A 14,270-nucleotide genomic window follows, 5' to 3' on the forward strand; every position below is an offset into this window, starting at 1 on the left:
TTTGTAATTTAAAAAATTATAAATAATGAAGGAGTAGTCAGTGAATACAGTGATAGTAATAGCCATAGTTGTGATAATTTTAATTGTTGTTTTAATTAGTCAGTCGCCGAAAAAAGATAAACAGTCCGTAGTTGTTGATTCAAATGAAAAACCAGAACCCGATGATATAGAACCACAAACATCTAATTCAGATGAAAGTGATATTGACTACTTGAATTCATTTGTTGTAATTGACACAGAAACTACGGGTTTGTCTGAGGGGTATCAGGTTATTGAAATTGCAGTAGTGGATATGGATGAAAATATCCTTTTATCAGAAAGAGCCAAACCAAGTATTGCCATTGAGCAAAGTGCAACAAAGGTTCATGGCATTGTTGACAGCGAATTGAGTAATGCTGAATCATTCAATTCACTTACGGAAAAACTATTACTGGCGATACAAGGCAGACGTATTGCAGGGTATAACCTTCAATACGATACCGAAGCAATATATAACAGTGCAATCGCTAGCCATGCTAACGTAAAATTGGATAATGAAGCTGTATGTGTAATGGAATATGCAAACACTGTATTCAAATTGACAAAAAGTATGAAGCTGACAGAGTTATGTGAAGCATTTTCAATCAGTACTTATAATGCACATTCTGCGACATACGATGCACTAATGACTGTTAAGTTATTAAAAAAACTTTTTAAAATTGAAAATACCTTTGGCAGTAATTATTTACCTGAATTTGAAGAAATCAACCCTTTGAACCTTTCTACATGTAAAGATGGTGACTCATTGACGGAGTGGACTGCTTCTGATGGTCGAGTGATGTTGTTCTCACCTAGCTCTATTGGTGGTTCTGGTAGGGTTGCATATCTATCAGAGACATCCAAGAAAAAGGTTATTGAAATATATGAAAGTGATGGTTCTGTTGAATACATTGTAAGTTATGAAAATAATATTCCGACAATAGAAATAAAAACTTACTCCAAAGAAGATGTTGAAAATAGTGAAAATAAAAATCAACAAAAATATATTGATTCATTGAGAACAGAGCTTCCTGTTGCTGGCGTAGTTCCCAGAAAAGGTAGTCTAAGATTAACACTGAAAAATATTATTCTACTAGAGCCATATATTACTCAAAGCTTCGGCGTCCATGAGCAGTTGCACATCAAGCATCAATCTCTTGATAGCTTTCTAGGTGGTTCATTGTTACTGGACTTTTATGATGAAAGTGGCAAATTAGTGGCTCAACAGCATCTATCAAAGCCATGGATAAGAGTAGTTGGAGTCATTACATCGGGCTATAAGGCAACAGTACAAATTGTAAATGCAACTGAAAAAAACAATACAAAAGTGGATGTGATATTTGATAATGCTTAATGATGAACCTTCAATAGAAAAGTTACGTTGGATCATGTCGCAACTGCGCGATCCTATTACAGGGTGTCCGTGGGATCTTAAGCAGGATTTTGCTTCAATAACCAGTCATACGATAGAAGAGGCTTATGAGGTAGTTGATGCTATTGAACAAGGTGACTTTGTTGAGTTGGAAAAGGAGCTAGGCGACTTACTCTTTCAGGTGATTTTTTATAGTCAGTTAGGTCAAGAACAGCAGTATTTCGACTTTGATAGTGTTATAACCGCCATTTGTGAAAAACTTATTCGCCGCCACCCCCATGTGTTTGCTCAGGCGAATTTTCACAGCGATGCTGAAATAAAAGCCAATTGGGAAAATGAAAAAATACTCGAAAGGCAGCAAAAAAGTCAGCGGGAAATGGCGAATACAACGGATAAGCAAAACTTGAGCCTTTTAGCTGATATCCCGAAAAACTTACCGGCTTTATCGCAGGCAGCAAAGATTCAAAAACGTTGCGCACATGTCGGCTTTGATTGGCATAACATCAACGATGTGTTTGCTAAAATTGAAGAAGAAGTACAAGAAGTTAAAGACGAGTTAGAGGCCAAGTCACTGAATAAGAAAGCGCTCGCCGAAGAGTTAGGAGACTTAATGTTTGCAGTAGTAAATTTATGTCGTCATGCCAAAGAAGATCCCGAAACACTACTTCGCCAGGCGAATAAAAAGTTTACTAAACGCTTTCATGGCGTGGAGGCACAAGTACATCAATCGGGTAAAAGTTTTACTGAACATGACTTAGCTGAATTAGAAAATTATTGGCAACAAGTAAAAAACCAGGAAAGAAAGGCATCATGATAGGTAACGGCTATAAAACGCTATAATAATTTTATGAGCAAACGTATGAACAAAAACAAAGAACAAAGCCCACCTCACGTTACCATTGCTTTAACTAACCCAAAAAGCCCAACCAATGTTGGCGCGGTAATGCGTGCTGCTGGTTGTTATCAAGTTGATCAAGTGCTTTATACCGGCAGACGATATGAGCAAGCAGCTAAATATAATAAAGGTGCTTTAAAAACTGATACTAAAAATGCTCAGGGGAAAATTCCTTTATTAGGTGTTGAGGATTTTATAAATATTAAAGACTTACTGGAAAATATCTCATCGACGACTAAAATCATATGTGTTGACTTAGTGGAAGGCGCTACACCATTGCCACACTTTATTCATCCACCCCAGGCAGTATACATATTTGGTCCTGAGGATGGCACAATAAAGCAACAAGTCATCGATTGTGCTGATGAAGTTGTCTATGTTCCTACTATTGGTTGTATGAACCTAGCGGCCTCGGTTAACGTGTTGCTTTATGATAGGTTAGCCAAATCTAGTGCTATGCAAGAAAACCATGGCCAAGCGGATGATGTGCTAATTCGTCAAAGTCGTGATACTAACAACAAGGTGAAAGTTAATACTAACACCGGCAACTAATACCTGAAATAGGGAGTATTCATACATGGAAAGAGTGATTATTACTGAGCGAGAAATAAGTAAAGACGCAAAATTTAATGTCAGTTCCTGTCCTGTTTCACCATCAGTGCAGAGTAAAGCCAAGATTATCTTGTTGAAAGTCACCGGAGTATTTTGTGTTGGTTTAGCTATATTAGGTGCGGTATTACCTGTGCTACCAACAACGGTTTTTCTGATCATGGCGGCGGCCTGTTTTGCCAAATCTTCACCTCGAATGCAAAAAAAATTACTGGCAAATAAAACCTTTGGGCCATTAATTCATGATTGGCAAAAATATCGCAGTATTCCTAGAAAAGCGAAACGTATTGCCTTATTAAGTATTATTTTATCTGTGTGCTGGTCGGCCTTAATGTTACAAAGCGCGCTATTAACCGGACTGGTTGTGGCATTGGTTATTGGGCCGTTTATTTTTTTAGTGCGCTTACCTCTAAGTAAATAGGTAAGCTGAACTCTGAGTAGTTGGTGCTTATCTCAGTTCAGCTTAGGCATAAAGCATAGCAGAGAAGTGTGCAGACTCTCTGCTCTAAGATATTAGAGCAGTCTGCATTATTACTTTCGTTGTTAATCGCGGGAAAAAGGTTAAGCAAGTGCCTTATTTACTATGATCGCTAAATGATCGGGTAGTGTTAAACTTAAAGCAATATCATGGGCTTGCTCTGACATTTTCTTCCAGGTTAATTGCACTATATGAACAATCTTTGCTTCATTATCTTGCTCGGTATACTTGGTTGCAAACGCATCAAAGTAGTGCATAAGAAAAACTAAGCAGGCGACATCTTCTAACGTTTGACTATCACTATTTGTCTTCAAATTATCTTTACGAATAATAGCAGCACATTGCTCAGCTTGCTCTGCTTGGTAGCCCTGAGTAATCATAATGCTTGCCGTTAATTGTGCATGAAACTTACCTTGAGCAATTCGCCATTGATAATATCCTGCTTTGCCGTCGGCAAATTCAGTGCGCTTTAATTGCCAGCGCTTAATATGCTGTGCCCGAACCGCAATTTGCAATAACTCATTTGCTTCAGGCCAATATTGTTTTAAGCAGTCGGTCATTTGTTGACCATAAATTAATTCTTTTACTTGGCTAGTACCATTAAATAGTATTGTATTGGGGTCTTGGCGATTAACTTCGTCAATGGCGGATAAGGTGTTGTTTAATTTTTCTATAGTCATTTTAACATCAATCACGGTTTAATTTAGGAAAGTAGTACCATTATACGCAACTAGTAATAAAAAAGAATCAGAGCAAGGCAGTTGACTTAAATAGTGCTAACTGTGCAGACTTAGAGCAACTAACCTAGAATCAACTGGCGCGGTTAAAATACTTTTTTATCGACTGAATTTTTACAGTTCAAGCGTAATTACCGCTAGAAAACAATAAAAAATAGACAATTTTATTGCTGTGATGGCTTGTTGTTATTGTTGTTCGTTTAGCTTTTCAGTATAATACTTTCCCGTCCTGCTTGTTTGGTAAAACTCCTATTTCAACAATTTTACATTTACGCTAATTCTTCAGTTAATCTCTTATTAGCACTAGGTGTATAGAGCATTTTTTAAATGTGATATTGAAATTAAGTTTATAAATAATAACCATTTAAGCGCAAAATTCTGTTTTTTCTGACATCGGTGTAAACATGACAACTAGATATATTTTTGTAACTGGCGGTGTAGTATCGTCTCTTGGTAAAGGCATTGCCGCAGCCTCATTAGCAGCAATTCTTGAAGCGCGTGGTTTAAAAGTTACCATGTTAAAACTTGATCCGTACATTAACGTTGATCCTGGTACCATGAGTCCAATACAGCATGGTGAGGTTTTTGTTACCGAAGACGGCGCAGAAACCGATCTGGATTTGGGCCATTATGAGCGCTTTATTCGCACCAAAATGACCAAACTTAATAACTTCACTACGGGTCGTATTTATCAAGATATTTTAGCTCGCGAACGTAAAGGTGAGTTTTTAGGTGCCACTATTCAAGTTATTCCTCATATTACCAATGACATTAAACGTCGGATAATTGAAGGTGCCGAAGGTTACGATATTGCCATGGTCGAAATTGGTGGTACGGTGGGTGATATTGAATCACAACCATTTTTAGAAGCTATTCGTCAGTTAGCCACAGAAGTGGGCCGTGAACGTGCAATGTTTATGCACTTAACCTTAGTGCCATATTTAGCGGCTGCCGGTGAGATTAAAACCAAACCTACCCAACATTCAGTCAAAGAATTGCGTGGTATTGGTATTTTTCCTGATATTTTAGTGTGCCGCTCAGAGCGGGTTATTCCGGCCAATGCCCGAGCAAAAATAGCTTTGTTCACCAATGTTGAAGAAAAATCAGTAATTTCACTGCGTGATGTTGACAGTATTTATAAAGTCCCGGCGTTATTAAAAGCTCAAGGTACTGATGAATTAGTGGTTAAACGTTTTGGTCTTGATGTCCCTGAAGCCGATTTAAGTGAGTGGGAACGAGTGCTTTATCAAGAAGCTAATCCGGTTGGTGAAGTCACTATTGGTATGGTAGGTAAATATATTGAATTACCCGATGCTTATAAATCGGTTAACGAAGCCTTAAAACATGCGGGATTAAAGAACCAAGTCAAAGTTAATATTAAATATATTGACTCACAAGACCTTGAAGTTAAAGGCACTGAAATTTTACAAAATCTCGATGCTATATTGGTCCCCGGTGGTTTTGGTGAGCGTGGTATTGAAGGTAAAATTTTAGCGGCGCAATATGCCCGTGAAAATAAAGTACCTTATCTAGGTATTTGTTTAGGTATGCAAGTCGCCTTAATTGAATATGCCCGCAATGTTGCCGGTTTAACGGATGCTAATAGTACTGAATTTAATCCAGAAACACCTTTCCCCGTTATTGGTTTGATCAGTGAATGGTTAGATAAAGAAGGCAAAATTGAATATCGCTCTGAAAACTCTGATTTGGGCGGTACCATGCGTTTAGGCGCTCAATTGTGTCACTTGATGAAAGGTACCAAGGTGTATGACGTATATGGTAGTGAAACAATTAAAGAGAGACACCGTCATCGTTATGAGGTAAATAATAACTACCGTGAACAATTAAACCAAGCAGGTTTAGTGTTTTCGGGATTATCTGCGGATAAAACATTAGTTGAGGTGATTGAAATACCTGATCACCCTTGGTTTATTGCTGGGCAGTTCCATCCAGAGTTTAATTCAACTCCACGTGATGGACACCCACTGTTTGAAAGTTTTATTGCAATGACCTTTGAATTGCAAAAACAAAAAACAAACGTATAACAACTTTATTAAAACCGTAGCTAGCACTGCGGTTTTTGCTTTAAGTTTAGCAATATTAAAATTAACTTTACCGTTCAAAGTATTAACTTTACCGTTCAAAGTATTACTTGAGCGTCATATATTTAACAGGAATGATAATGTCAAAAATTAGCAAAATTTTAGCACGTGAAATCATGGATTCTCGTGGTAACCCAACCGTGGAAGCCGATGTATATCTTGAATCGGGTGCTTGGGGTCGTGCGGCTGCACCGTCTGGCGCTTCTACTGGCTCACGTGAAGCATTAGAGTTACGTGACGGTGACATGTCTCGTTATTTAGGTAAAGGCGTATTAAAGGCTGTTGCCGCCATTAAAAATGACATCACTCCGGCTTTACTTGGTCAAAGTGCATTGGCGCAAGCCAACATTGATAAAATCATGATTGATTTAGATGGCACTGAAAATAAAGAAAAATTTGGCGCCAATGCCATTCTTGCGGTATCTCTTGCGGTAGCCAAAGCTGCGGCAATGGATAAAGGTGTACAATTATTCGAACATATTGCTGACTTAAATGGCACTCCCGGTGTTTATAGCTTGCCAGTACCTATGATGAACATCATTAATGGTGGTGAACATGCTGATAATAATGTTGATATTCAAGAGTTTATGATTCAGCCGGTCGGCGCTGAAAACTTCAGTGAAGCATTACGTATGGGCGCTGAAATATTTCATGCACTGAAAAAAGTATTATCTGCCAAAGGCTTGAATACGGCTGTTGGTGATGAGGGTGGTTTTGCTCCTGATTTAGCCTCAAATGCTGATGCTTTAGTGGTCATTAAAGAAGCGGTAGCTGCTGCAGGTTATATTTTAGGTAAAGATGTTACTTTAGCGATGGATTGTGCGGCTACTGAATTTTACGATAAAGATAAAGGTATCTATGACCTTAAAGGTGAAGGCAAGCAATTCACTTCAAACGAGTTCTCTGATTTCTTAGGCGAACTTTGTCAAGAATACCCAATTATTTCTATTGAAGATGGTTTAGACGAGTCAGATTGGGATGGTTTTAAATACCAGACGGATTTACTTGGCGATAAAATACAAATTGTCGGTGATGATTTATTTGTAACCAATACTAAAATCTTCAAACGTGGTATCGATACTGGTGTTGCTAACTCTATTTTAATTAAATTTAACCAAATTGGTACCTTAACCGAAACCTTAGCGGCGATTAAAATGGCAAAAGACGCGGGTTACACTGCGATAATTTCACATCGTTCAGGTGAAACTGAAGATACAACTATTGCCGATTTAGCGGTAGGTACCGCAGCTGGACAAATCAAAACCGGTTCTTTATGTCGTTCAGACCGTGTCGCTAAGTACAACCAATTATTACGTATTGAAGAGTTCTTAGGTGATAAGGCTATTTATAATGGTCGTTCTGAAATTAAAGGCCAATAATAATTAAACTTTTTGCTACTTAGTTTGAGAGCTGCGTTGCATGTGCTCGTTGACTAACGTCAACTCCGCGCAAGCGCCTTGCTTTAAAGCTAATTAGCTTTAATTTTAAATATTATTTAATGCAAATTAGTTAATAATTAGCATTAGTAGACAAAAGAAAGCACGGTTGTTCCTGTAAAGGCAAGCGTGCTTTTTTATGTCGGCAGTGTTAGCTATCCCGTTACCATTCAAAGCACTCTGAAATATGCATCTTGAATGGTAACGGGTATATGTATAGTTAATCTTCAGGAAAACTGTTTATTATCTCTGTAATTAACTTAGCTGTTTGCTCTGGGCGCTCTAATGGAAACATGTGACCACCAGGGGTAGTCTGTAGCTTGATATGTTTGTTAAGTTTAACAAAGCGACTAAAGATATGATGAGGAAAAACATCGGTAGTAGTGCCATAAACTAAGGTGGCAGGTATGGTTAACTTATTTTTGTAGCGTGATAAATTTGAAGGGATATTTCGAAATATATTGGCTTCTACTTGCGCGTCAAATGTCAGCTCCAACTGATTATTGCGCTCACATATACCATGAGCTATATAATCGGTTAAACACCGGCTATCAAAGTTCTTAAACAGCTTTCTTCCAGAAAACAGCGCGCCTATATCAGAGCCCAATGGCCACTGAGCACGACGGTTTTTAGCACGTCCGGCAGGGCTAAACTTATCTATCCACTTGGTTTTCTTTACCAACCTTGCCGCTAGAGCACCAGCGCCACTGAGTGCGGGAGGATCTAGCATGATAAGTCCTTTGAATAAATCAGGTCTTTGACAGCAAGCAATAAAAGATATCACGCCGCCAAATGAATGACCGAGGCAAATGACTTTATTGCCATCAACTTGGTTAGCTTCGACAAAAATTATTAACTCTTCTACTTGAGCTTGCCAGTTATTATTAACCGGCTTTTGCTTGTTATGACCATATTTATCTAAGGCGATAACCTGCATGTTGTCAGGTAGGTAAGAAAATAATGTTTGATAGCTGCCGGCTGGAAATCCATTAGCATGGGAAAAATTGATGACGTTTTTTTGCATTGAATTTATTTGTAGAGAGAGGTTAGGGGTAAAATTTAAACGGCTGTTTAAATTTTGTCAACTGCTTAGTTACTTTAAAGCGATAAACTGTACCGTTATAAAAAAGCCCAGCATGCTGGGACTTATGACTATTGTCGGTGGAACTTAGCTTATTTACCGTTTAGAGCTCTTCTAACATATACTCTAATGAGTCTTCATACATGCGTAGATCTTTTTCTAGCTGAAACTTATCACGAATCGATTCAATTTCACGCCATGTTTTTTTAGTTGTTGATGCTACGCGCTTTTTACTTACTTGTGTTGTTGAGCTGAAAACTTGGTTTATCTTATCCATAAAGTGCCCCTTATTTTTACCATCACATCGAAAAATAAATGCCTAGACCCATTCTATTAAATTAACACTTGCTGACTGGCAAGTAACTTAAAAGAATTACTATCTTTTTTAGCATAGTTTGTTAGCCATGAATATGAAAAAGCGCATATTTCTATAAAATATGCGCTTAAAATAAGCGTAACCAGTATAAATAATGAAATATTTTATCCTGGATTTAGAGCCTAGCGGCTAATTGTTGTTCAAGCTTCACTTGATCAATGGCAAAATTACGAATGCCTTCAGCAAGCTTTTCTGTTGCCATAGGGTCTTCATTCATCTGCCAGCGAAATTGACCTTGGCTTAAAGCCGCTTCTTGCTCAGCAGTTGCTTGGCAAGTTATTAATTTTTGTACAACAGTATCAGTATTATTCGCTAGTTCAGCCATTAATGCCGGGCTAATGGTTAACCGGTCACAACCGGCGAGTTCAAGAATTTCGCCGGTATTTCGAAAACTTGCACCCATTACCACAGTATTAAAACCATGCTGTTGATAATAGTTATAAATATTGGTAACTGAAACAACACCAGGATCTTCATTACTGGCATAGTCAGTTCGACCGGTATCTTTTTTGTACCAGTCGAGAATACGACCGACAAAGGGAGATATTAAATAAACGCCCGCTTCAGCGCAGGCACGTGCTTGGGCAAAGCTAAACAGTAAAGTCAGGTTACAATTAATACCTTCTTGCTCAAGTTGCTCTGCTGCTTTAATACCTTCCCAGGTAGAAGCAAGTTTAATTAAAATCCTATCGTTACTAATGCCGGCTTCGTTGTACATGGCAATTAGCTTATATGCTTTGGTAATTGATGCAGCAGTATCAAAAGATAATCTCGCATCTACTTCGGTCGAGATACGGCCAGGAACAATTTTGAGTATTTCTAGACCAATTAACACCGAAAGCTTGTCAGCAGCATCAATAACTTGTTGCTCAGCACTGGCTGATTGTGTTTTAGCCCAAGCAACGGCATCTTTTACTAGGCCTTGGTAATTAGCTAAAGACGCTGCTTTTAATAAAAGCGAAGGGTTTGTGGTGGCATCTTGCGGTTGAAACTTTGCTATCGCTTCAATATCACCTGTATCAGCCACAACTGTGGTCATTTGTTTTAATTGTGCAAGCTGTGAAGAAGAGTTTGTCATGGCGTTACCTTAATTCTAACGGGAAAAATTTGATTGCTGAGCCTTTCTAAATTCGATAATGAATGTAGCTGGTGAAATATTACAACATAAAAATAAAAAAGCACCCTTTATTGCGCTATTTTTACCAGATTAAGGTGTTTTTGTTTTTAACTTACGCCAAACAGCATTACTGGCGCTTGCCTTGCTATAGATTAAACGCTGTTAACTTGCTTAACGCTTATGATATATTATGCCTTATTATGTAATCACTATAATTCGGCTGAAAAATAATGTTACTTGTTGTTTCACCTGCAAAAAAATTAGACTTTGAATCTCCGCTAGCGACAGAAAAATTCAGTCAACCTAGCTTACTTGAGCAGAGCCAGTTATTGATCAACGACTGCCTCAAACTTGCTCCCAGTGACATCGCCAGTTTAATGAAGCTGAGTGATAAACTTGCTGGTTTAAATGCAGCACGCTTTGGTCAGTGGTCAACTCCCTTTACCACCGAGAATGCTAGGCAAGCCATTTTAACTTTTAATGGTGATGTTTATTCAGGGCTTGATGCTGGGTCGTTTAGTGAGGAAGATTTCGATTTCGCTCAGCAGCATTTCAGAATCTTATCGGGTTTATACGGCTTGTTAAAACCCCTTGATTTAATGCAAGCTTACCGCTTGGAAATGGGTTGTAAACTTGCCAATAGTCGCGGTGCTAACTTATATCAATTCTGGGGGGACATTATTACCGGCGAGCTTAATAAAGCCTTGGCTGAGCAAGGTGATGAGGTACTTATTAACCTTGCCTCAACAGAATATTTTAAATCGGTCAAGACGAAGTCGTTAAATGCCACTATTATCACCCCCGCATTTAAAGACTGGAAAAATGGTCAATACAAAATAATCAGTTTTTATGCCAAAAAGGCTCGCGGTCTTATGGCACGTTACATTATTCAAAATAAATTAACGTCGGTTGAGCAAATTAAGGAATTTGATTTGGCTGGCTATCAATATAGTGACAGTTTATCGCAAGGTAACGAATGGGTTTTTACTCGTAAAGAGCTTTAGTAGCCAAGTTAATCTTGGCTTTGGCTTTCATCATATTTAAACATTTAAACATTTAAACATTTTAACAGGAGGTGACATGTTAACTTTACTCGCCAAGCTTTTTCATGCCTTAAACAGTGATAGTTCCATCAGGCAAATAGCGTTAGCCATAGCCTTGGGTTTTGTGGTTGGTTTATCACCCATCTTAACCTTGCATAATATAGTGATAATATTTTTTGTTTTACTCATTCGAGTACATTTAGGCAGCTTCATGCTTGCGGTCGGTATTTTCTCTGGCATGAGTTATCTACTCTCTCCTGTCATCGTCCTAGTGGGTGAGTCATTACTTACCCAGCCAGCGTTGACTGACTTTTTCACCTCGATTTACCAACTAAGCTTATTTAAACTCGCCCATTGGCACCATACTTATATCCTGGGTGCCTTTGTTTTAGGGCTAGTATTATGTGTTCCGGTATATTTTATTAGCAAAGTCTTAATAGAGAAATATCGTCTGCATATCATGACGTTTTTTGAGAAATTTAGAATTGTGCAAGCCTTAAAAGCATCTAAGTTTTATCGTTTATACAGCAGTTTTTCTAGTGACTCTAGCCTAAGTAAAGGAGCTTTATAATGGCACGATTTATTCGTTGGCAAGGCATGGTTGCCTTTCTTGTTTTAAGTGCTTTAGTGGTTGTTTTCGGCTATTTTTTTGCGGAAAGCTTAGTAAAAAAAGCCCTTGTTAGTTCGGCTGAAAGTGCTTTTGGCGCAGAAGTAAATATTGCCGAGGTAAAGCTGGCTTATTCGCCTCTGCAGATAAGCGTTTTAGGCTTGCAAGTTACCGATAAAGCAGCACCAACACAGAATTTATTTAGTTTTGAGCGGGCGACTGCTGGTATTGATGTTTGGCAATATTTATTTGGTAAAATTATCATTGATGAACTTGAAGTCAGTCAGCTTGCTTTTTCAAGCGTTCGTGCTCAGCCGGGTAGAGTGTTTGCTGATGAGCAAGCAAGTGATGAGGGTGCACAAGCCAGCTTAGCTGAGCAAGCGAAAGCTATACTACCTGAAGTTGATATCAAGCTACCGGATGTTAAAAGCTTACTTAATGACAGTAACTTATTAACGGTTAAAGCTAGCAAACAATTACAACATAGTTATAAAACTGAACAGGCTAAAATAAAAGCATTAAAGGCACAATTGCCTAATAAAGCAAAACTGAAGTCTTACCAAGATAAAGTCAAAGCTTTAGGTAAGATGAACGTTAATTCGTTAGCCGATATAGAAAAAATAAAAACTGCATTCGAACAAATTAAAGCTGAGTTTAAAGCCGATCAAGCACTTGTTAAAAAAGCTAAGCAACAAGTATTAGCCAGTAAGGACTTATTAGCTAAGCACGTTAATCAGTTAAAAACTGCTCCGGGCAAAGATTGGCAGCAAATTGAAAAAACCTATCAACTTGAAAGTATTGATGCCGAAGACTTTGCTCATATTCTCTTTGGTGAGCAAGCGCGTGACTATGTGAAAAAGGCACAATGGGCCTATGAAAAAATCTCACCCTTTCTTGATAATAGTCAAACTGCAGCAACTGCTAATGAGGTAAAAACTCATACTAGCGGGCGATTTATCTTCTTTAAAGAAGAGTCCCCGCTACCATCGGTCTTGATCAAAAAAGCACTGTTCTCAATTCAACTGGCGCAGGGTGAAGTCATCGTTAGTGGCAGTGAGCTAACACATCAGCATTGGCTTAGAGGTAAAAATAGCCTGATAAACATTAGCTCAACAGCAAATGGTGAACTTAGTCTAACGAGTCACTTTAAGCTAAGTCAATCGGGTGCTTTCAATGCTGGCGGAGCATGGTTTGTTAATGATCGCTGGTTATCCAATACTCAGTTAACAAAAAGCAAGACATTAACCTTATCCCTTGATAAAGCACAGCTTAGTGGTAAGGGTACTTTTAGCTTAAGCAATAATGACATCTCAGCGGCTAACCATTTGTCTCTTAAACAGGCAAGTTTTCAAGGCCAGGCTAACTCAAAAATTACCCAGTTATTACTGGCTACCATGAAGTCATTAGATAGCTTAACTATTGATGTTGCGGTTAATGGCGAGCTTAATAGGCCAAAATTTACTATTGCTTCATCTTTAAGTAACGCCTTAACCGGGGCATTTAAGCAACAGGTTGCTGACAGACTTACTGACTTTAAGGATAAAGTGAATAAGGGCTTAAACGAGAAATTAGCTAATGCCTTGAAATTAGGTGATAGCCAAACAGCAGAGCTGCTTGATCTTGAAGCCTTATTAACCGATACCGATAAAGCGCTGGCTGACTTAAAGAATTCAGATATTGTTAAACAGCAACAGAAAAAGCTGGAAGATAAACTTAAGAATAAAGCCAAAGATAAGTTAAAGGATAAGTTGAAAAATAAGTTCGGTGACTTATTTGGTTAGTTCATTCTCTTTGATATGTATACCCGTGATACCTCAAAATGCGCGTTTCAGGATGTCTGAGCGATTCATGATCAAGGCGTATCTTTTTATTAAGGGTTATTCCCTTAAAAACAGATACAAGGAAGAGCATGATTTGCTCATACATCCCCGTAGGGCTGGTTTAGAAACGTTTTATGCAGCGTTATTGATTTCGACAATAGAACAACTATTATCTTCAATCAATGCCTTGCCTAAAGACGTTTCTAATTCCAGCTGAATCCTGCATTTTGAAGTAACACGGGTATATACCAATTTCATTAAATTATTGCCCACTTGTGCTGGTTAAAATATCCAAGGCGGCGTTGCTCTCAATCCCAATAGCCTGCTATTGGTCAATCGAGCGCCTTGCCCTGATTTATTTTTCCTACGCACAACAAGATCCCAAACTTAATGAAAATGGTATTAGATAAAAAAAGACCGTATTGCTTAAAGCATTACGGTCTTTTTTATGAACTATGAACTGAGATTTTTTACTAGTCGCGATGCATTGCGACAGTAAAAGCCCCAACCATGATAAACGCGACCATCATTGGCGTTATCTGCCATTTTTGCTCTTGCAGGCCAGCTTGATGTTTTAAC

Annotated in this window: 13 protein-coding genes; 9 read left to right on the forward strand and 4 right to left on the reverse strand. The window is 38.3% G+C overall.

The genetic code is table 11. The annotated features are described in order from the left end of the window. Positions 1–40 precede the first annotated feature (40 nt). Genes MTCD1_RS07480 through MTCD1_RS07495 form a run of 4 tightly spaced genes read left to right on the forward strand, consistent with a single transcriptional unit; the run spans position 41 to position 3,315 of the window. Entirely contained in the window at positions 41–1,372 is a 1,332-nt protein-coding gene (locus tag MTCD1_RS07480; RefSeq protein ID WP_057181907.1) for a 3'-5' exonuclease, read from the forward strand. Further along, positions 1,365–2,204: a nucleoside triphosphate pyrophosphohydrolase gene (mazG, locus tag MTCD1_RS07485; protein ID WP_057181906.1), complete on the forward strand. Its 840-nt coding sequence runs from the start codon at positions 1,365–1,367 to the stop codon at positions 2,202–2,204. The genes MTCD1_RS07480 and mazG overlap by 8 nt, the downstream gene beginning before the upstream one ends. A 45-nt stretch (positions 2,205–2,249) precedes the next feature. Continuing rightward, entirely contained in the window at positions 2,250–2,837 is a 588-nt protein-coding gene (locus MTCD1_RS07490) for an RNA methyltransferase (RefSeq protein ID WP_057182114.1), read from the forward strand. A 25-nt stretch (positions 2,838–2,862) separates the two neighbouring features. Then, positions 2,863–3,315 carry a YbaN family protein gene (locus tag MTCD1_RS07495; protein WP_082606568.1) on the forward strand — a complete coding sequence of 151 codons (453 nt, stop codon included), beginning with the start codon at positions 2,863–2,865 and terminating at the stop codon, positions 3,313–3,315. A gap of 140 nt (positions 3,316–3,455) precedes the next feature. Here MTCD1_RS07495 and MTCD1_RS07500 read toward each other — a convergent pair whose 3' ends face one another. Next, entirely contained in the window at positions 3,456–4,052 is a 597-nt protein-coding gene (locus MTCD1_RS07500; RefSeq protein WP_057182110.1) for a DUF4202 domain-containing protein, read from the reverse strand. 461 nt (positions 4,053–4,513) lie between these two features. Between MTCD1_RS07500 and pyrG the strand changes: the two genes are divergently transcribed. Beyond that, the gene (pyrG, locus tag MTCD1_RS07505) at positions 4,514–6,154 is read left to right on the forward strand and encodes a CTP synthase (RefSeq protein WP_057181905.1); all 1,641 of its coding nucleotides are present in this window, start codon (positions 4,514–4,516) and stop codon (positions 6,152–6,154) included. 137 nt (positions 6,155–6,291) lie between these two features. Then, complete coding sequence (gene eno / locus MTCD1_RS07515; RefSeq protein ID WP_057181903.1) at positions 6,292–7,590, forward strand: phosphopyruvate hydratase; 1,299 nt, start codon at positions 6,292–6,294, stop codon at positions 7,588–7,590. A 277-nt stretch (positions 7,591–7,867) separates the two neighbouring features. On the opposite strand, the gene MTCD1_RS07520 is transcribed toward eno, so the two are convergent. From MTCD1_RS07520 to tal, 3 genes are all read right to left on the reverse strand, one after another. Further along, positions 7,868–8,671 (reverse strand): alpha/beta fold hydrolase, encoded by an 804-nt coding sequence (locus MTCD1_RS07520; RefSeq protein ID WP_057181902.1) that lies wholly within the window; start codon positions 8,669–8,671, stop codon positions 7,868–7,870. 160 nt (positions 8,672–8,831) lie between these two features. Continuing rightward, positions 8,832–9,005: a DUF3545 family protein gene (locus tag MTCD1_RS20670; protein ID WP_143760093.1), complete on the reverse strand. Its 174-nt coding sequence runs from the start codon at positions 9,003–9,005 to the stop codon at positions 8,832–8,834. A 214-nt stretch (positions 9,006–9,219) separates the two neighbouring features. Next, positions 9,220–10,182 (reverse strand): transaldolase, encoded by a 963-nt coding sequence (gene tal / locus MTCD1_RS07525; RefSeq protein ID WP_057181901.1) that lies wholly within the window; start codon positions 10,180–10,182, stop codon positions 9,220–9,222. Positions 10,183–10,451: 269 nt separating this feature from the next. Here tal and yaaA point away from each other — a divergent pair, with 269 nt between their 5' ends. From yaaA to MTCD1_RS07540, 3 genes are all read left to right on the forward strand, one after another. Continuing rightward, positions 10,452–11,225, forward strand: a complete 774-nt coding sequence (yaaA, locus tag MTCD1_RS07530; RefSeq protein WP_057181900.1) for a peroxide stress protein YaaA — start codon at positions 10,452–10,454, stop codon at positions 11,223–11,225. Positions 11,226–11,301: 76 nt separating this feature from the next. Further along, positions 11,302–11,835: a DUF2062 domain-containing protein gene (locus MTCD1_RS07535; protein ID WP_057181899.1), complete on the forward strand. Its 534-nt coding sequence runs from the start codon at positions 11,302–11,304 to the stop codon at positions 11,833–11,835. After that, positions 11,835–13,652, forward strand: coding sequence for a TIGR03545 family protein (locus MTCD1_RS07540; RefSeq protein ID WP_057181898.1), 1,818 nt, complete (start codon positions 11,835–11,837; stop codon positions 13,650–13,652). The genes MTCD1_RS07535 and MTCD1_RS07540 overlap by 1 nt, the downstream gene beginning before the upstream one ends. Positions 13,653–14,270 lie beyond the last annotated feature (618 nt).

Source organism: Colwellia marinimaniae, from assembly GCF_002207865.1.
GTDB lineage: Bacteria > Pseudomonadota > Gammaproteobacteria > Enterobacterales > Alteromonadaceae > Colwellia > Colwellia marinimaniae.